We start from the raw sequence: 17,320 nt of genomic DNA on the forward strand, positions 1-17,320 counted from the left end.
ATCGACTGCGCCGGCCCATCGGGCCGGCGTCGCTGTTTCCAGGCCTATTCGGCGTTGTCCGCACCGGCGTCGCCGCCTGCGGTATCCGCCTCGCCCTCGACGATCTCTTCCTCGTCCGACTGCGGTTCCGAGATCCGCTCGACAGACACCACTTTCTCGTCTTCGGCGGTGTTGAATATGGTCACGCCTTTGGTGGCGCGGCTGGCGAAACGGATGCCCTCGACCGGCACGCGAATGACCGTGCCGCCGTCCGAGACCAGCATGATCTGATCGTCATTGCCGACCGGGAAAGTCGCAACCAGCCGGCCGATCTCGGCCACTTTCGAGACGTCGGTGGCCCGGATGCCCTTGCCGCCGCGCCCGGTCAGGCGGAAATCGTAGGACGATGAGCGCTTGCCGTAGCCATATTCGGTCACCGTCAGCACGTACTGCTCATGCGTCTTCAGGAATTCGTAGCGTTCGTCGGAAAGTTCCGTCTCTTCGCCGATCTCCTCATTGGTCAGCGCGATCTCTTCCTCTTCACCAGCGGCAATGCCTGCGGCGAGCCGCCGTTCGGCCGCCGCTCGCTTGAGATAGGCGGCGCGCTCGGCCGGCGGAGCATCGACATTCTCGATGACCGCCATGGAAATCACCCTGTCGGCATCGGCCATGGCGATACCGCGCACGCCGACCGAGTTGCGGCTCTGGAAGACGCGCACGTCGCCGACCGAAAAGCGGATGCACTGGCCGGAGCTTGCGGTCAAAAGCACGTCGTCATTGTCGGTGCAGGTCTCGACGCCGAGGATCTCGTCGCCTTCCTCCTCCAGCTTCATGGCGATCTTGCCGTTGCGGTTGACCTGGACGAAGTCGGACAGCTTGTTGCGGCGCACGGTGCCGCGAGTGGTGGCGAACATCACGTCGAGCTCGCCCCAGCTGGTCTCGTCCTCCGGCAGCGGCATGATCGTGGTGATGCGCTCGCCCTGCTCCAGCGGCAGCATGTTGATCAGCGCCTTGCCGCGCGACTGCGGGTTGCCGATCGGCAGGCGCCACACCTTTTCCTTGTAGACGATGCCGCGTGAGGAGAAGAACAGCACCGGCGTGTGCGTGTTGGCGACGAACAGCCGGGTGACGAAATCCTCTTCCTTGGTCGACATGCCGGAGCGGCCCTTGCCGCCGCGGCGCTGCGCCCGGTAGAGCGACAGCGGCACGCGCTTGATGTAGCCGGAATGGCTGACCGTGACGACCATGTCCTCGCGCTGGATGAGGTCTTCGTCTTCCATATCCGCCCCGCCCTCGGAGAGCTCGGTGCGGCGCGGCGTGCCGAACTCGTCGCGCACGGCGGCAAGCTCGTCCTTGACGATCTGTTGGACACGGACGCGAGACGACAGGATGTCGAGATAGTCGATGATTTCGGCGCCGATCGTGTTCAATTCGTCGGCGATCTCGTCGCGGCCGAGCGCGGTCAGGCGCTGCAGACGCAGCTCGAGGATGGCGCGCGCCTGCTCCTCGGACAGATTGTAGGTGCCGTCCTCGTTGATGCGGTGGCGCGGATCGTCGATCAGAAGGATCAGCGATTCGACGTCGCCGGACGGCCAGCGCCGCTTCATCAACTGTTCGCGCGCGGTCTGCGGGTCCGGCGCGCTGCGGATCAGCTTTATGACTTCGTCGATGTTGGCGACGGCGATGGCCAGACCGACCAGCACATGGGCGCGATCGCGCGCCTTGCGCAGCAGGAATTTGGTGCGCCGGGTGATCACCTCCTCGCGGAAAGCCACAAAGGCCTTCAGCATGTCGGTCAGCGTCAGCAGTTCCGGCTTGCCGCCATTCAGCGCCACCATGTTGGCGCCGAAAGAGGTCTGCAGCGGTGTGAAGCGATAGAGCTGGTTGAGGATGACGTCGGCGACGGCGTCGCGCTTCAACTCGATGACGACGCGGTAGCCCTGCCGGTCGCTCTCGTCGCGAATGTCGGAAATGCCCTCGATACGCTTGTCGCGGACCAGTTCGGCCATCTTCTCGATCATCGACGACTTGTTCACCTGGTAGGGAACCTCGGTGATGATGATCGACTCACGGTCGTTGCCGCGCTGTTCGATGTTGACCTTGCCGCGCATGACGATCGAGCCGCGGCCGGTCGAATAGGCGCTGTAGATGCCGGAACGGCCGAGCACGATGCCGCCGGTCGGGAAATCCGGCCCGGGGATGATCTCCATCAGCGCCGGCAGGTCGATCGCCGGATTGTCGATGAGGGCGATGGCGCCGTTGCAGACTTCGCCGAGATTGTGCGGCGGGATGTTGGTGGCCATGCCGACGGCGATGCCGCCGGAGCCGTTGACCAAAAGGTTGGGGAATCGCGCCGGCAGCACCTTCGGCTCGCTGCCCGACGCGTCGTAAGTGTCCTGGAAATCGACGGTTTCCTTGTCGATATCCTCGAGCAATTCATGCGCGACCTTGGTCAGGCGCGACTCGGTGTAGCGCATCGCCGCCGGCGGATCGCCGTCGATCGAGCCGAAATTACCCTGCCCGTCGATCAGCGGCACGCGCAGCGACCAGTCCTGCGCCATGCGCACCAGGGCGTCATAGATCGAGGCGTCACCATGCGGATGGTATTTACCCATCACGTCGGCGACCGGGCGGGCCGATTTCACATATTTGCGGTTCCAGTGGTAGCCGCTCTCATGCGAAGCATAGAGGATGCGGCGATGCACGGGCTTCAGGCCGTCGCGCACGTCGGGCAGCGCACGGCTGACGATCACGCTCATGGCGTAATCGAGATAGGAGCGCTGCATCTCCTCGATGATGGATATCGGCTCGATGCCGGTCGGGCCGCCGTCGGCGCCGCGCGGTGTCTTCTGGTCGGTCAAATCAGGTCACAATCCAGTCAGGAATCACTGGCTGCTTATATAGGAAGAGCGGCCGAAACTCCAATGTCGGCGACGGCTTTTCCAAAGACAATTTCGGCGGCAATTTCAAAAGGATACCGTCAATTGCGACGATATGGCCAAGGCGCTTTTCGCCGCCGCCGGGCAAAGCGGGTGAACGCTAGGCGATCTGCCGACGGGCGCGATAGGCGCCGGGCGCCTGCCCCATTTCACGCCGGAAGCGGCGGTTGAAGGTCGACAGGTCGTTGAAGCCGGCCTCGAAGGCGATCGTCGAGATCGCCTCGTCCGACGTGCGCAGCCGCACCGCGGCCCGGTGCAGCCTGGTTTTCAGCAGGAACTGGTAAGGCGTCATTCCGGCGACATGCCGGAAGGTGCGCAGGAAATGGTAGGGACTGGTCGCCGTGCAGTTGGCAAGTTCTGCGAGCGAGATTGGCCGATCGGCATCGAGCTCGATCCGCCGCACCGCTTCTGCGACGCGTTTCTGGTCGCGGCGGCTCGGCGCGCGGCCAACATGCGCGGCGTCGGCGGCAACGGCCACCACCGCTCCGGCAATGCGCAGACCGAGTTCCTCCAACGCATCGCCGTCGGCCGTCTCGCGCGCGGCCTCCGCCTCCGCCAGCAGCGGCGCCAGCGCCGGCAAGGGCGGCAAGCGAGGCACCCCAAAGCCCAGCCGCCTTGCTCCAGGCACCTCAGCGACGATGCCTTCCATATAGGCCGGGGTAAAATGGAAGGAGAGGCAGCGGTCGCCGGCGCCATGCTCGTGGCCGCATTCATAGCAGGCGCCGGGATTGCCGAGCAGGATGGCGCCTGGCGCCAGCATCGCCGTGCCCTGGCGCGTGCGGTAGCGGAAGGTGCCTTGAGTCACAGCGGCAACACAAAAGGTCCGGTGCTCTTCCTCGAACGAGCTGTCGCCGGCGCCGGCCGTGCACACCACGTCCGCCACGTGCCAGCCCTGCCCCGATGCAAGGTTTTGCTCGCTCGTCGTCATGGCCGAAAGATAGCAATTTTTCCCAAGCGCAGAACCCTGCCATGCCCCTATTGGTCGCGGTCTCCTGACAAACGAGGCAGCAACCATGACCGATCCCTTTACCGAAGCCCTGCATAGCGACGGACCCTACCCCGACCTGGCCGAAAAGCTGGACCTTTACGGCCGCTTCGTCGGCGCCTGGACTTTCGATGCCACACGCCACCTCGAAGACGGCACGGTTCTTACCGGGCGCGGCGAGGTGCATTTCGGCTGGGTCCTGGAAGGCAAGGCAATCCAGGACGTATGGATCCTGCCCGCGCGCGATGCCGATCCCTTGCCGTCGCTCGGCACGTGGACGTTCTATGGCACGACATTGCGCGTCTACGATCCCGGCGTCGATGCCTGGCACATTTTCTGGAGCGATCCGCGCAACCAGTATTTCAGCCGCCAGCTCGGCCGTGCCGAAGGCGACACGATCGTCCAGCAAGGTGTCGACGCCCGCGGCTCCTCCGTACGCTGGAGCTTTTTCCGGATCACCGAAAACTCGTTCCGATGGCTGGGCGAGTGTTCGCATGACGGCAGCGAGGACTGGCGCCTCGAGGTCGAGTTCCTGGCGCGCCGCGTTACTCCAGCCTGATCAACCAACCATTTGCAAACATGGAGGAAACTATGCTTGACCACGTCTCGATCGGCGTCCGCGACGCCAATGCCGCGAAACATTTTTATGACGCCGCGCTGAAACCGCTCGGCTACACATGCCTCAGCCAGTCACCCGGCTCGCTTGGCTATGGCGGGAAGACAGTGGCGCTATGGGTGAACGAAGCGCCGCGGCCGGTGAAGGCGGACGCGAAGTCCGGCTTGCATTTCTGCTTCGCCGCGCCGACGCGCGCCAGTGTCGATGCGTTCCACGCGGCAGCGCTCAGCGAAGGCGGCCGCGACAATGGCGCGCCCGGCCTGCGCGCCGACTATGGCGAAAACTACTATGCTGCCTTCGTCATCGACCCGGATGGCTACCGCATCGAAGCCTATTGCAGCGCTGCCGGCTAGCCGGCTCAAATCCTCCTCCCGCGCTGTTTCCAGCGCCCCTGCTTTGCTCTACCAATTGAGGGGTACGGGCCTTGCCCGGCGGGAGGGGTGAAAGATGCCGAGCTTCGACAGCCTATTCAACGCCTTCGTCACCATCCTGGTGACCATCGATCCGCCCGGGCTGGCGCCGCTGTTTCTCGCCGTGACACGCGGCATGAACCGCGAGGAGCGCCAGCAGGTTTCGGTGCGCGCTTCGACCATCGGCTTCCTGGTGATGGCGCTGTTCGCGGTTGCCGGCGCATCGATCCTGTCGGTGTTCGGCATCACGCTGCCGGCCTTCCGCGTCGCTGGCGGTCTTCTGCTCTTCTTCATCGCCTTCGAAATGGTGTTCGAGCGGCGGCAGGACCGCAAGGAAAAGATCGGCGACGTCGCCATCACCAAGGACATGATCCACAACATCGCGGCCTTTCCGCTGGCGATCCCGCTGATCGCCGGCCCCGGCGCGATTTCGGCGACGGTGCTGCTTTCCGGCTCGTTTCAGGGTTTTGGCGCGCAGGCGGCACTGGTCGGCATCATTTTCCTCTGCCTCGCCATCACCTATCTGGTGTTCGTGCTGGCCGAGCGCATCGACCGGATCCTCGGCCAGACCGGCCGCTCGATCCTGACCCGGCTGCTCGGCGTCATCCTGGCGGCCCTGGCCGTGCAGTTCGTGGCGGACGGCATCAAGGCGCTGATGGCGGGGTAACCCAAACCCCGGCGCGGCCGATCCAGTTCAACAGCCGAAGCCGAGGGCGCATCGGAAATGCCCCGCTACAACCCTCCATTTGTAACGGGTCCGGCGTGCTGAGAGAGTACGACTGCTTCGGTCCGGTTCGTCGCATGCAGTTTGCGCATGATGTGCGATATGTGCGACTTGACCGTATTCTGCGACAGATTCAGTTCGCTGGCGATGACCTTGTTCGACAGGCCACGTAGCAGGGATGCCATAACCTGTCGCTCGCGTTCCGTGAATATGGCGCAGGCCGTGTTGGCGATGGCAGGCGCCATTCCAATTATGGTCGCGGCCGGTTGCAGGGCGACGATGTTGTCAGGTGAGACCGGCGTCCAGTCGGAGCAGTCCATGATCACCGATCGTGGAAAATAGACCCCGCCTGCCATCACAAGCCGAAACGCCGCGAGCGCGATCTCGACGGAGGCGGAAGCTGCAATGTAGCCTCTTACGCCATATCTGCTGAGTTCGGAGATCATCGCATCGGTTATCGTCAACTCGTCGATCTCCGTGAGGAGCACGAGATATCCCTCGCGCAGAGATCGACGAAGGTAGGCGAGGTTCTCCAGCACTCGCTCGTCCGTGACGATCAAGCTCCCTGTGTTGAGAGCGACGAGTCTGATGTCTTTGCCGATGATGGAATCCCAGTGGTGCGCGGTCTCGATTTCCAGGACGGCGAACTCCTGGAACTCGGCGCTAAGAATCCGGGCCAGGCAACTTCGCCATAGCGGATGGTGGTCGATAACGACAATGGAAGGGCGGTCATGCGCTAAGCCGTTCTGTTCGGCCGAAAACGAGAGAGTCAATTGCTTCCCCGTCATTGCCGCCCCAAGGGCATCTAATCGTGTTAGTCCGCGCTAATCTACCGATAGTTCGGGATATGGTTAAGAAAGAGCGCATTTGATTCAAATTCGTTTGAATCGCGGGGCAGTGGTCACCGACCCTCGGACCCCGAACTGGTCGCGACGAGCTCGATGAACGTCGGGTGGGCTAGATCAACACAAGATCGGCCTGCACGATGGTTTGCTGCTCGACGGTCGCCGCTTGGATGGCGTCCAGATCCAAGTCGATCTCCCCATTCCAATCCTCGATGTCCACAATAGCATCTTGATCGGCGTCGATCGTCTGCGTGACCAGGACATCCACATCGACGACATAGCGTTCTTCCAGCTCGTCCTCGATGTCGACGTCTATGTCCACGTCTTGATCCATCTCGATGCTTTGGTTCACGTCGACCGTGCCGCCAGAAGCTCCGTCGGTGATGCGCACGTCGATAGCCGTGTCTTGTTCAATCTCGATCGTGCCGCGCAGGAAAATATCCACATAGAGCACACCGTCGACGTCAAACATGTCGACGTCGATCTGGAGATCCTGATCGATGCGCATGTCCTGGTCAAGCAGAACGACGAAATGTCCGTCGCCATCGATTGTGACCGAAAGGTCCGCGTCCTGATCCATCATCAGGTCTTGGTCTATCAGCAGACGCGTGACCACGGCGCCCGCATAGCCGTTGACGATGATGCTGGCGTCCTGCTCAACCAGCGCGACTTGCGTGACGTCGATGCTGTCGACGTCGCCGAATTCGGAAGCCACGCCATCGGTGTCGTGCGGCCGGCAGGCGTCATCGCTTTCAAACTCGGGCCGCTCATCCTGCCCTTCCTCTTCGGGGTGGGCAGATTCGCTGGCCACGTCCCGAAGGGCGATCGCGGGGGGCTTTGGCGGAGCGAAGCTCTCGGCCACCATAATTGGCATAAAATGGGGCCACTCGACGCCTCCCCCAGGTGCCTGCGCGCCATGGGAGACGGTGGACGACGCCGGCGCCTTTATCGGCATCGGTGAGACTTCCCAATCGGTGTCCTGCTCGACAGGCGGCAACTCGACTGCCGGTTGGGTCGCCGATATCGCGGCTGGGGGCGGCAACGCGGGAGCGTGGGCGAAGCTGCCAGCAAACGCCATCTCCGGTCCGAAGATTTCATCCGGATCAGATACGATGGCGGGCGGGAGATGCCGAGTGCCCGGGTCGACGCGATACATCGTCAATCCTCCCGAAAGGCACGATCGAAGGCGTCGAGAACCGGGCGCAGTGTGTAATGGGCTACCGTGAATTGTCCTGTCTTGATCAGCACTTCGACAGGCATTCCCGGCATGATATCGACCTCCGGCAATGCGCGCAGGGAAGCCTCGCTGATCCGGACACGGGCGGTATAGTAGGGCCGTCTCGTTTCACTATCGATCAAACGGTCTGCAGAGACATAGGTGAGGACGCCCTCCACGGGCGGCACGCGGCGATGCTTGTAGGACAGCAGCCGGACGCGGGCTGGGAGACCTGGACGAACCAGGTCGATATCTTCCGGCTTGACCTGGACCAGCACGATGAGGCGGTCATCACTCGGCACGAGGTCTATCAACGGCTCGCCGGGGGCTATGACCCCTCCGGTCGTATGGATGCGCAGATCGGTGATGGTGCCAGCCTCCGGCGCGCGAACCATCGTTCGGGCGAGCACGTCCCTTGCCGCCTGAATGCGTTCAATAAACTGCAGGATCTGGGCCTGGGTATCGCGCAGGTTCTGCGCGACCTCGCTCTGATGGTCGCTCTCGAGCTTGAAGATCATCGCCTGCGATTCTCCGACCGCCTGCTCCGCACGTGATATCTGGGACGTTGCCTCGCCGATCCGTCCATCGATCTCCGCCTGTTCACGTTCCAGCTGCCGCAAACGCGAGCGGGTCAGAAGACGCTTGGCGACCAGGGGGGCGACGTCGGCAATCTCTCCCTTGATAATCGTCGCACGCGACGTGGCCGCATTGGCCTGAAAACGCAGCCCGGCGATTTCCTGCTCGGTCTGGGCTATGCGCCGCTGGATCATGTCGATCCGCGATGAATTGAGCCTGCGGCGGGTGTCGAAAATCCGGGTCTGCCCGGCGACAATTCCCGCCGCGGCAGGATACTGCCGGGCCGCCGCCACTATGTCCTGCGGAAACTGGATGCGCTCCCGGTCGTCGCGCTCCGCCACCAGGCGTGCCTCCAGCGCCTGCGCGTCCCAGAGCTGCATCTGGAGCATCTGGACGGTGGCGCGAGCCTTGGTGTCGTCAAGGCCGATGAGGGGTTGGCCGGCGACCACCTCATCGCCGTCCTTCACCAGAATGCGTCCGACTATGCCGCCCTCCAGATGCTGGATGGTCTTGCGGCTCGACTCGGCTTCGACGGCACCCGCCGCGATTGCAGCACTTTCCAACGGGGCATAGGCCGCCCAGACGCTGAAGCCGATTATGAACACGCCGACGACCGCAAAGGCGCTCGCGAAAAGCAGACGCAGGCGATGGAACGGTGTCGCCGGCAGCGTCGGGATAGAAGCAAGCACCTTCGTGACGGTGCGGTTCCAACCGATCGTGGCGCGCTCCTCCCTGAACCCTTTGCTGAAGCGCGTCCTTTCGCCGTGCCGGGCATTGGCTCTTCCAAGGAATCCTCGGAGCCTGGTCGTCACCACGCCGAATGTCGTCCAGCCTGCGCGCAACCGGTCACCGACCGGTATGATTGAAGGAATATTCGCGGTAGTCCCATCCAAGGCGGTTCTTGCTGATGACACCCTTCGTTTGATGGACTGCCTCGTCGCTTCCGACCATCGAAAGAAGGCGGCGCCGAAGCCGGCCACGAAAACGCCGACGACCTCAAAGGCCTTTGCGCCGAATTTGCGCGCACGGCGCATCGTCCCCGACCACTGCGAGAGGATGGCCGCAAGATAGAGCGCGACTATGTGCTTTGAGTGTTTCACAACACGCCGGATCGCTCCCCTGGAACGGGCCTCTTCTCTGCCTTGTGCCTTGCAGGTTCCGGGACGCCCTCACGGCCCAGTTGCCTGACACTACTGCGGGCAGTGATGATCTGTTGCCCGGTCGCAACGGTGGCGCGCACGGTCTTGATCTTGCCGGCGACTTCCCGACGGTTCCCGAAGGCGTTCATCATGCCATTGTCGAGCACCAGAACCTTGTCGGACATGTTCAGGACGCGAAGGCGTTGGGCGATGATGATGATCGTCGATCCCCGTCGGCGCATCTCCTGGATCGCCTGCCGCAAGGCCTCTTCGCCTTCGAAATCGAGGCTGGCGTTCGGCTCGTCCAGCACGATGACGCGGGGATGTCCGAAGAATGCCCTGGCAAGGCCAAGCCTCTGCCGTTGCCCGCCGGACAGCCTCATGCCGCCTTCGCCGATATCGGTCTCATAGCCCAGCGGAAGCCGCATGATCGTGTCGTGAAACCCCACCATGGCGGCGGCTGCGATCACCTCATCGGCCGACGCATCCTGCAGGCGGGCTATGTTTTCCCGAACAGTGCCGCCGAAGATTTCTATGTCCTGCGGAAGGTATCCGAAGTGTCGGTGACCGCCGGCGGCCAGCCAGATCCCCATGTCCGCGCTGTCAAGGCGCACATGCCCCGCAGTTGGAGCGATCGTGCCGGAGATAAGGCGTCCAAGGGTCGACTTTCCCGCTCCGGACGGACCAATCACTCCCAGGATCTCCCCCGGGTTGACCACAAAGCTCAGCCGGCGCAACGCCGCCGTGTTCGCGCCTGGCGGCAGGAAGGTTACCTGTTCAACGGACAACTGCCCATTGGGGCGTGGCAGTTCCATGGCTTTTCGAGGCTGTGGCGCCGCCGCCATGATCTTCCTGAGACGGACGTAGCCCAGGCGCACGCTCGAAACCGCCTTCCAGGTGCCGATGGCGGCCTCAACCGGCGCCAGGGACCGCCCGAGCAGGATCGACGTCGCAAAGATCGCCGCCGGGCTGACATCCTGCAGGATCACTAGCCAAGCGGCACAGGCCATGACGATGACTTGAGCGAGTAGCCGCACGAAGCGAGCAAGGGACTGGATGACGTTGGCGCGTGCGGCGGCCGAGAGCTGAGCCTCTTTCGCCTGTGACTGATCGTCGTTCAGCAGGCGGGCCACCCCTGGCAGCATTCCCATGGCGCTGATGACCTCGACATTGCGCAGGAGCGCCTCGAACCGGTGCTGGCTCTCTGCCCAGGCGGCACTGGAGCGGGCGAATGGCTTGCGAGTCGCTACTTCGTTGAGCATCGCCAGCCCGAACAGGACAACTGACGCGACAAGGCCGATCAGGCCGAGAAGTGGATGCAATATGATCATTGCCAGAATGAAGATGGGCGTCCAGGGCAGATCGAACAGAGAAGTGCAGGCGCTGCCGCCGAAGAAGGAGCGCAGGCCACCGATATCACGCCAGGCCTGCGCCGCCGCGGCCGGATCGCTACGCAACGCCGACTGGACAGCCGCGACAAGAACGGAGGTCTGAAGCCGGTCGTCGAGCCAGACGCCGATCCGGGCGAGTATCGCGCGACGCAGGGCTTCGAGTGTTGCGTGCACCGCCAGCGCCACGATCACGATCACGGTCAGCATTACCAGCGTGTCGAGACTGTGGCTCGACAGGACATGATCATAGACATGCAGGAGATAGAGAGGGACTGTCAGAGCGAGCAGGTTGACGAAGAAGCTGAGCACGAAGACCAGGAGCAGCGAGACCCTGCAATGATGGAATGCGCGCTCGACTTCGGTCGTTGCAAAGGCCTTGGGGAAACTCATGGCTGACATGTCTCCGCGGCGGCGTCAGAGTAGCGGCCTGGCGCCGGCAGGAAGGGCAAGCCCGCGAGGCCGCACTCACCGCCGTGCGCTCGCTACAGGCCGCCCCGGGGAAGCGCCCAGACAAGATCTGGGCGCCCCTTTTCGAACAAGACTTATCAGGCGAAGTCGAAGTCGAAGTTCACGTCTATGTCGGCGTCCTGTTCAGCGTATTGATCCTGGGTGACATCAACGTCGACGTCCTGCTTCTGGTCGACATCCACGTCATTGTCGTTGTCTTGGTCGACCTTGATGTCGGTGTCGTTGTCGTTGTCGGCGTCTCCGTCGGCGTCAGCGTCGGCGTCTGCATCGCTTTTGTCGTCGGCGTCGGCGCGGGCCTTGGCGTCGTTGTCGGTGTCTGCGTCCTGGTCGGTCTTGTTGTCGATGTCAGCATAATTTTCGTTGTCGATATCGACGTCGGAGTCCTGGTCGGTATCGACGTCTACGTCCTGATCCTGGTCCTGATCGAGCTTCTGATCGATGTCGGCATCGACGTCGATGTTGAATTGGGTCGGATCAAATTTGCCGTAAGCTTTCTTAGACAAGGGTTCACCCTCCCTGTTCGAGGACAGCCGCCCTGGCGAGCGCTTGCTTGCGGAGCGGACCGACGGTTACGATCCAAGCGGATCCTGAGACAGCCCGCCGATGCAGCAAGCATCTCTGTTTCACGCTGTGGAAAATAGTTACCAATGAGCATTCGGCCCAAACGGCAATTGCCAATGCAAGTTGGCTCGTCCTTATGGATGATGCACGACCCGAACAGGTGGACCACTCCGGGTAACCCAAAGTCGAAGCGCTGCCGCCGCGCGAGCCGAAGCACGAAAAAGCCGGGGCGAACCCCGGCTTGCTCCCCCCAGAGCGGTTCAGCTATTGATGGCAGCCGACCCGCTCTAAGTCTTTGTTCTTACGCAATTCCGGACAGAAAACCGCTACGCACTTTTCCTGCTCAGGCCATGAAAGTTCAGGCGTCGATGTCGCTCAAGTCGACGATGATCCCGACATCTCCATCGACGGCGGCTTTCTCGTAAAGGTCGACATCGATGGAGGCCGCGTCATCGTTCTCTGCGACATCGACGGCGCCCAGCAAAGCGGTCTTGATGAGGGCGGCGATGTCTACATCGACCTCGGCATCGAGGTCATCGCGGACTTCCACATCGACATCGAGGTTTCCGTCAGTCTCGGTCTCCTGATTAATCTCGGCATCGAGGCTGTCTTCGTCGTCATCGTCGACGTCGACATCGAGATCGCTCTCGATTTCGACATCGTCTTCCACCTCGGCGTCGATTTCGACGATGATAATCCCGTCGTCTTCGCTGACTTCGACATCGACTTCTATCCTCTGATCGACCTCGGGCCTCTGATCGGCCGCGACTTCGATGTCCCGGCCTCCGGAAACGCCCGTTTCGCTCGCGATCTCCGCGTCCTGATCTATCTCGCCGTCCTGGTCGACCTCCGCGTCGAGTTTCACGGTGGGAGGCTGCGAACCGATGATCGACACCCCCATACCGACGTCGTCGCCAGTCTCCGAGTCCTGGTTCACGCCGATGTCGAGGTCACCAGGATCCGCGACACCATGTTCGGAGATGTCGTGCTCGTCGTGGTCGAGTGCGGCGACTTCGGCGGCCCCGTTCTCTTTCGAGTGGTCACCCACCGTGGCGTCGTTCTTGGCCTTCTCATCAGGCTCCATCGTGCGCCTCCATGGTTCATGTCGACGTCAGCGACCCAGCATCCCATCTTCCAAAACGCAGTGATAGACGCCAAGTCGGGTGATGCCGCGATGCAGGAAGCAACGAAGGAATCCCTGGAGCACTAGCCCGCAGGCACTGAGACCAACGCTGCTTCTTGGCGGTATCACTCGTTGAGACTAATCCGTACGGGCAATTCCGGATGTTCGACGAGTCGAGAGTCCCCCGACGCGGTTTCAACTCACGCGGCAAACCGCCAGCGCTACTTCGCCGAGGTATCGACAACCTCGAAATCGTGGGTGACAGCCGCGGTCTTGGCCATCATCGCAGTCGCCGAGCAATATTTTTCGATCGACAGATCAATCGCCCGCTTCACCTTGTCGTGTGACAGCGCGCGGCCCTTGACGATGAAATGCATGTGGATGCGGGTGAAGACCCGGGGCTCGGTCTCGGCCCGGTCAGCGTCGAGCTCGACGACGCAGTCCTCGACCGCCTCGCGGCCCTTTTCGAGGATATGGACCACGTCATAGGCCGAGCAGCCACCGGTGCCGATCAGCACCAGTTCCATCGGGCTCGGACCCGGCGTCCTGCCTTCAGGGCCGAAAGCGGTGCCCAGCACGACCTTATGACCGCTGCCGGACTCGCCGACAAAGGTACGTTCCTCGACCCATTTCACGCGTGCTTTCACTGGATTCTTCCCTACAAGTGCATCGCGCTGATTACCGGCCGAACACGACCGCGTGCATGATGCGGCCCGGCATCAGCGTGAACACGCCGGCGCCGATCAGAGCGAAAACATAGGTCGCAATCATGACGCGGCGATGCCTTTCGACGCGATGGGCGTGCGCGTGCCAGACCGCCAACGGTACCGTGACCAGCACCAGGATCGACAGCAGATGGATCGGGCTGAAGCGGCCGAAGACGCGGATCTGCTGGATCCAGAAACTCGAGATGGCGATGACCAGCATCAGCGCGGCCCAGACATAGCCCATCGCACGGTGGCGCAGCGTGCCTTTCGGCAGCGCCAACTGCGCTCCGCCTACAGCCAGCGCGGCAAAGGCCGCGAACGCATGCCATGGAATGGGAGGGGGCGCGGATAGAAGCGGTCCGAGCGACATCTCGCCCTCTCCTCAAATGCTGACGGGATCTCGATCGTCAGAACGGGATTTCGTCGTCCAGCTCGCGCGACGAACCACCGCCGCCACCGCCCTTGGCGCCACCGCCGCCGCGGCTAAAACCTTCGTTCGGGCCAGACTGGCCGAAATCGGAACCGCGGCTGCTGTTGCCACCGCCGGCATAGTTGCCGACCTGGCCGCCGCCCTCGCCGCGCGCGTCGAGCATCTGCAATTCACCGCGGAATTTCTGCAGCACGATTTCGGTCGTATAGCGGTCATTGCCGGTCTGGTCCTGCCATTTGCGCGTCTGCAACTGGCCCTCGACATAGACCTTCATGCCCTTCTTCAGATACTGCTCGGCGACCTTGGCGATCTGGTCGTTGAAGATGACGACGTTGTGCCACTCGGTCTTTTCCTTGCGCTCGCCGGAATTCTTGTCGCGCCAGCTTTCCGACGTGGCGATGCGGATGTTGACGACCGGCTCACCCGAGTTCAGGCGGCGGATTTCAGGGTCCGCCCCGAGATTGCCCACCAGAATGACCTTGTTGATGCTACCCGCCATCATACTTCTCCGCGCTCATCCGAAACAATTTTTTGCCGACCGCACCTTACAGGCTACGGACAATCCCCGCCTGCTGTGGCTGCCTTTTCCCACAAGGTTTTTGTTCTTTTTTTGTTCTATTCTTGTCACTCCCGGCTGTCAAGGAATGTCAGCAAGAGGTAGGGTGCCCGTTTGAAATTGCGAATATGTCGGGATCGAAAGGCGGCGGCTGCGAATGAGAGTCATCGCACACATGGATCATCCGCGAGAGCCGTGGCGGGCAGGCGTGGAAACCCGGATGCAGGTTTCCGCCGGCAACGGTGCCAGCCAGCTCTGCCTATTTGAACAATGGGTTCAGCCGGGTGTCGGGGCTCCGACACATTGGCACTCGGTCGAGGAGGTGCTTACCGTCATCAGCGGAACCGCCGAAATGTGGATCGACGACGACCGCATGACGCTGACGGCGGGACAGTCGCTTCTCGTGCCCGCGAAGAGGAAGCACGGTTTTCGAAACGTCGGCACCGAGACGCTTCACATCCATGCCGTGCTGGCATCACCGATCTTCGAGGCAATTTTTGACGGATCTGCCGAGCCGGTGAGACGCTGGCTTCCGGCGGCGCCTTAAAACAGCACTTGCCAAATCGATAAGTATCCACTTATGCTTTGACCATGATCGAAGCAGAGATTTTTCGCGCCCTTGCCGACCCGACGCGCCGCGCCGTCTACGAGCGGCTTGCCGCCAGCGAGATGACGGTGTCGGAGCTGCGCACCGGCCTGACGGTATCGCAGCCGGCGGTCTCGCAGCATCTGGCGGTGCTGCGCGGCGCCGGCCTGGTCACCGAGCGGCGGGCCGGCCGCAACGCTTACTACCGTGCCGATCCGCAAGGGCTCGACCCGCTGCTCGGCTGGATCGAGCGCTACCGTGCGTTCTGGCCGGAGCGCATCGAAAGGCTGAAGGCTGTCTTGAAGGACATGGACCAATGACACTGAAAGAACATGCTAAAAGTGTTGCGGACTCGCTCGAATTCGAATGCGAATTGCCGGAGCCGCCGGAGAAAGTGTGGCGCGCGCTGACCGAGCCGAAGCTGCTCGCGGCCTGGATGATGCCAAACGACATCAAGCCCGAGATCGGCCGCCGCTTTGCCTTTGCCGGGCCGGACGCGCCGATCGACTGCGAAATCCTCGATGCCGAGCCCGGACGGCTGCTGCGCTATTCCTGGCGCGAGCGGCCGGAGCCGGACGATGCCAGCCAAGCGCTCGACAGCATCGTCACGTTTACCCTCGACCGTACGGCTTCGGGCGGCACGCATCTGCGTATTGTCCATGACGGGTTCGCCCGGGCAGCAACGCCTGTGGTCGCCATGGCAGGCGCCGGCTGCCGGCTTTCGCTCGACGCGCGCAGGTCGATGCTACCTAGCGCCGCGAATGTGCATCGCCTGCTGCGCGCGGCCTGACCAACGAGATCGGAGAAAGACAATGAGCGGCCTTGCCAATCTGGTGCCGATGGTGATCGAGCAATCGAGCCGTGGCGAACGCGCCTTCGACATATTTTCGCGGCTGCTGCGCGAGCGCATCGTCTTCATCAACGGAGAGATCAATGACGGCGTGTCGGCGCTGGTCTGCGCCCAGCTTCTGTCGCTGGAATCCGACAATCCCGAGAAGGAGATCTCGCTCTACATCAACTCGCCAGGCGGCGTGGTGACCAGCGGCTTCGCCATCTACGACACGATGCAGTACATCTCCTGCCCGGTATCGACCGTCTGCATGGGCTTTGCCGCCTCGATGGCGTCTTTCCTGCTGATGGCCGGCACACCAGGGCGGCGCATCGCGCTGCCCAACACCAGCATCGTGCTGCACCAGCCGCTGGGCGGCTTCCAGGGCCAGGCTTCCGACATCCAGCGCCATGCCGAGGGCATATTGCGCACCAAGCGGCGCATGACCGAGCTTTACGCGCATCATTGCGGGCGTACTTACGAAGAAGTCGAACGCACGCTGGACCGCGATTATTTCATGACCGCCGAGGAGGCGAAGGCCTGGGGTCTCGTCGACCATGTGTTCGACACCCGCAAGAAGGCGGCTTGAGGAGGCTGCTCACGCTCGGCAATTTGATTGCTGCCGGTCTGGCACCGCCTGCGGCGCGACCCTATAGTTCGGCAATGAGTGACATCCGCTTGTCCAGACTTTTCTGCACCGTCACTGCCGCCCTCGCGAGCGCCAGCATGCTGGCTGGAGCTGCCTTTGCCGATGACAGTTCGACCCAGAAAGGCGCCCTGCCGGGCGTGACCAGCGACTATCGCATCGCCAAGCCGGCTCCTCAGCCCGAGCCCGACGACGCGCTGCCTGCCAGCGGCAACGGCCAGTTCAAGATCGGCGACACCGATGTCAGGATTTCCGGCAGCATCACCGTCGATATCGGCGCCGGCGCGATCAGGCCATCCGGCCGGTAGCTTTCGGGTCTTGCCGCCATCTCCTCAAACGAACGGCCCCGCCGCTGCTTCCGCAAACGGACGGGGCCTTTTATGGATCTTAAATCCAATGTGTCGGTAGTGTTATACCGACTTTGATTTCGGATGCTTCGCGGCATTCAGCCGACGATCCGACCAGTGGTCTCTGATTGTCAGGGGGATCGGCAGGTCACGGTTTGTCGGGTCGGGCGCTCACGCCCACCCTGGCACTTATGCCCGCCGCGGCTCCAGGCATATCTGGAGCCTCAAGGGACTGTCCGGTGGCGTC

19 protein-coding genes are annotated in these 17,320 nt (G+C 62.5%); 8 read left to right on the forward strand and 11 right to left on the reverse strand.

What is annotated here, in order from left to right; genetic code table 11:
- Nucleotides 1-44 precede the first annotated feature (44 nt).
- The gene (gene gyrA / locus AC1RUK_RS12175; protein ID WP_481835436.1) at nt 45-2,840 is read right to left on the reverse strand and encodes a DNA gyrase subunit A; all 2,796 of its coding nucleotides are present in this window, start codon (nt 2,838-2,840) and stop codon (nt 45-47) included.
- Between the two features lie 178 nt (nt 2,841-3,018).
- Nucleotides 3,019-3,846 carry a helix-turn-helix transcriptional regulator gene (locus AC1RUK_RS12180; protein WP_481835435.1) on the reverse strand — a complete coding sequence of 276 codons (828 nt, stop codon included), beginning with the start codon at nt 3,844-3,846 and terminating at the stop codon, nt 3,019-3,021.
- Nucleotides 3,847-3,931: 85 nt separating this feature from the next.
- Between AC1RUK_RS12180 and AC1RUK_RS12185 the strand changes: the two genes are divergently transcribed.
- The 3 genes from AC1RUK_RS12185 (at nt 3,932) to AC1RUK_RS12195 (ending at nt 5,596) form a co-directional block, all read left to right on the forward strand.
- A complete protein-coding gene (locus AC1RUK_RS12185; RefSeq protein WP_436174833.1) occupies nt 3,932-4,462 on the forward strand; it encodes a hypothetical protein in 531 nt (176 codons plus the stop codon).
- Nucleotides 4,463-4,494: 32 nt separating this feature from the next.
- Nucleotides 4,495-4,872 carry a VOC family protein gene (locus AC1RUK_RS12190; protein ID WP_481835434.1) on the forward strand — a complete coding sequence of 126 codons (378 nt, stop codon included), beginning with the start codon at nt 4,495-4,497 and terminating at the stop codon, nt 4,870-4,872.
- Between the two features lie 94 nt (nt 4,873-4,966).
- Nucleotides 4,967-5,596 (forward strand): MarC family protein, encoded by a 630-nt coding sequence (locus AC1RUK_RS12195; RefSeq protein ID WP_481835433.1) that lies wholly within the window; start codon nt 4,967-4,969, stop codon nt 5,594-5,596.
- Nucleotides 5,597-5,661: 65 nt separating this feature from the next.
- Here AC1RUK_RS12195 and AC1RUK_RS12200 read toward each other — a convergent pair whose 3' ends face one another.
- The 9 genes from AC1RUK_RS12200 to ssb form a co-directional block, all read right to left on the reverse strand.
- A complete protein-coding gene (locus AC1RUK_RS12200) occupies nt 5,662-6,441 on the reverse strand; it encodes a response regulator transcription factor (RefSeq protein WP_481840248.1) in 780 nt (259 codons plus the stop codon).
- A 169-nt stretch (nt 6,442-6,610) separates the two neighbouring features.
- Nucleotides 6,611-7,654, reverse strand: a complete 1,044-nt coding sequence (locus AC1RUK_RS12205) for a hypothetical protein (protein ID WP_481840249.1) — start codon at nt 7,652-7,654, stop codon at nt 6,611-6,613.
- A 2-nt stretch (nt 7,655-7,656) separates the two neighbouring features.
- Nucleotides 7,657-9,324: an HlyD family type I secretion periplasmic adaptor subunit gene (locus AC1RUK_RS12210; protein WP_481835430.1), complete on the reverse strand. Its 1,668-nt coding sequence runs from the start codon at nt 9,322-9,324 to the stop codon at nt 7,657-7,659.
- Between the two features lie 62 nt (nt 9,325-9,386).
- Complete coding sequence (locus AC1RUK_RS12215) at nt 9,387-11,219, reverse strand: type I secretion system permease/ATPase (RefSeq protein ID WP_481840250.1); 1,833 nt, start codon at nt 11,217-11,219, stop codon at nt 9,387-9,389.
- 146 nt (nt 11,220-11,365) lie between these two features.
- Nucleotides 11,366-11,791, reverse strand: a complete 426-nt coding sequence (locus AC1RUK_RS12220; protein WP_481835428.1) for a hypothetical protein — start codon at nt 11,789-11,791, stop codon at nt 11,366-11,368.
- Nucleotides 11,792-12,207: 416 nt separating this feature from the next.
- The gene (locus AC1RUK_RS12225) at nt 12,208-12,933 is read right to left on the reverse strand and encodes a hypothetical protein (RefSeq protein WP_481835427.1); all 726 of its coding nucleotides are present in this window, start codon (nt 12,931-12,933) and stop codon (nt 12,208-12,210) included.
- Nucleotides 12,934-13,193: 260 nt separating this feature from the next.
- The gene (locus AC1RUK_RS12230) at nt 13,194-13,619 is read right to left on the reverse strand and encodes an OsmC family protein (RefSeq protein WP_481835426.1); all 426 of its coding nucleotides are present in this window, start codon (nt 13,617-13,619) and stop codon (nt 13,194-13,196) included.
- A 31-nt stretch (nt 13,620-13,650) separates the two neighbouring features.
- The gene (locus tag AC1RUK_RS12235) at nt 13,651-14,049 is read right to left on the reverse strand and encodes a DUF2306 domain-containing protein (RefSeq protein WP_481835425.1); all 399 of its coding nucleotides are present in this window, start codon (nt 14,047-14,049) and stop codon (nt 13,651-13,653) included.
- A 37-nt stretch (nt 14,050-14,086) separates the two neighbouring features.
- Entirely contained in the window at nt 14,087-14,608 is a 522-nt protein-coding gene (gene ssb / locus AC1RUK_RS12240) for a single-stranded DNA-binding protein (protein WP_192178862.1), read from the reverse strand.
- Nucleotides 14,609-14,822: 214 nt separating this feature from the next.
- On the opposite strand from ssb, the gene AC1RUK_RS12245 reads away from it, so the two are divergent.
- The 5 genes from AC1RUK_RS12245 to AC1RUK_RS12265 all read left to right on the forward strand — a co-directional run bounded on the left by AC1RUK_RS12245 (nt 14,823) and on the right by AC1RUK_RS12265 (nt 17,034).
- Nucleotides 14,823-15,212 (forward strand): cupin domain-containing protein, encoded by a 390-nt coding sequence (locus tag AC1RUK_RS12245; protein ID WP_481840251.1) that lies wholly within the window; start codon nt 14,823-14,825, stop codon nt 15,210-15,212.
- Nucleotides 15,213-15,256: 44 nt separating this feature from the next.
- On the forward strand, nt 15,257-15,571 hold the full coding sequence (locus AC1RUK_RS12250; RefSeq protein WP_481835423.1) for an ArsR/SmtB family transcription factor: 315 nt from the start codon (nt 15,257-15,259) through the stop codon (nt 15,569-15,571).
- Complete coding sequence (locus tag AC1RUK_RS12255) at nt 15,568-16,041, forward strand: SRPBCC family protein (RefSeq protein WP_481835422.1); 474 nt, start codon at nt 15,568-15,570, stop codon at nt 16,039-16,041. Before AC1RUK_RS12250 ends, AC1RUK_RS12255 begins: the two co-directional genes overlap by 4 nt.
- A gap of 22 nt (nt 16,042-16,063) precedes the next feature.
- Nucleotides 16,064-16,669, forward strand: coding sequence for an ATP-dependent Clp protease proteolytic subunit (locus AC1RUK_RS12260; RefSeq protein WP_006202045.1), 606 nt, complete (start codon nt 16,064-16,066; stop codon nt 16,667-16,669).
- 74 nt (nt 16,670-16,743) lie between these two features.
- Entirely contained in the window at nt 16,744-17,034 is a 291-nt protein-coding gene (locus tag AC1RUK_RS12265) for a hypothetical protein (RefSeq protein ID WP_481839523.1), read from the forward strand.
- Nucleotides 17,035-17,320: the final 286 nt, after the last annotated feature.

The organism is Mesorhizobium monacense (assembly GCF_056781675.1).

Excerpts from the sequence above, each read along its gene's own strand:
- AC1RUK_RS12210 (WP_481835430.1), bottom strand. The coding sequence starts at position 9,324 with ATGCGCCGTGCGCGCAAATTCGGCGCAAAGGCCTTTGAGGTCGTCGGC.
- AC1RUK_RS12200 (WP_481840248.1), bottom strand. The coding sequence starts at position 6,441 with ATGACGGGGAAGCAATTGACTCTCTCGTTTTCGGCCGAACAGAACGGC.
- AC1RUK_RS12225 (WP_481835427.1), bottom strand. The coding sequence starts at position 12,933 with ATGGAGCCTGATGAGAAGGCCAAGAACGACGCCACGGTGGGTGACCAC.
- AC1RUK_RS12260 (WP_006202045.1), top strand. The coding sequence starts at position 16,064 with ATGAGCGGCCTTGCCAATCTGGTGCCGATGGTGATCGAGCAATCGAGC.
- AC1RUK_RS12215 (WP_481840250.1), bottom strand. The coding sequence starts at position 11,219 with ATGTCAGCCATGAGTTTCCCCAAGGCCTTTGCAACGACCGAAGTCGAG.
- AC1RUK_RS12265 (WP_481839523.1), top strand. The coding sequence starts at position 16,744 with ATGAGTGACATCCGCTTGTCCAGACTTTTCTGCACCGTCACTGCCGCC.
- ssb (WP_192178862.1), bottom strand. The coding sequence starts at position 14,608 with ATGGCGGGTAGCATCAACAAGGTCATTCTGGTGGGCAATCTCGGGGCG.
- AC1RUK_RS12255 (WP_481835422.1), top strand. The coding sequence starts at position 15,568 with ATGACACTGAAAGAACATGCTAAAAGTGTTGCGGACTCGCTCGAATTC.
- AC1RUK_RS12235 (WP_481835425.1), bottom strand. The coding sequence starts at position 14,049 with ATGTCGCTCGGACCGCTTCTATCCGCGCCCCCTCCCATTCCATGGCAT.
- AC1RUK_RS12250 (WP_481835423.1), top strand. The coding sequence starts at position 15,257 with ATGATCGAAGCAGAGATTTTTCGCGCCCTTGCCGACCCGACGCGCCGC.
- AC1RUK_RS12245 (WP_481840251.1), top strand. The coding sequence starts at position 14,823 with ATGAGAGTCATCGCACACATGGATCATCCGCGAGAGCCGTGGCGGGCA.
- AC1RUK_RS12180 (WP_481835435.1), bottom strand. The coding sequence starts at position 3,846 with ATGACGACGAGCGAGCAAAACCTTGCATCGGGGCAGGGCTGGCACGTG.
- AC1RUK_RS12195 (WP_481835433.1), top strand. The coding sequence starts at position 4,967 with ATGCCGAGCTTCGACAGCCTATTCAACGCCTTCGTCACCATCCTGGTG.
- AC1RUK_RS12190 (WP_481835434.1), top strand. The coding sequence starts at position 4,495 with ATGCTTGACCACGTCTCGATCGGCGTCCGCGACGCCAATGCCGCGAAA.
- AC1RUK_RS12205 (WP_481840249.1), bottom strand. The coding sequence starts at position 7,654 with ATGTATCGCGTCGACCCGGGCACTCGGCATCTCCCGCCCGCCATCGTA.
- AC1RUK_RS12185 (WP_436174833.1), top strand. The coding sequence starts at position 3,932 with ATGACCGATCCCTTTACCGAAGCCCTGCATAGCGACGGACCCTACCCC.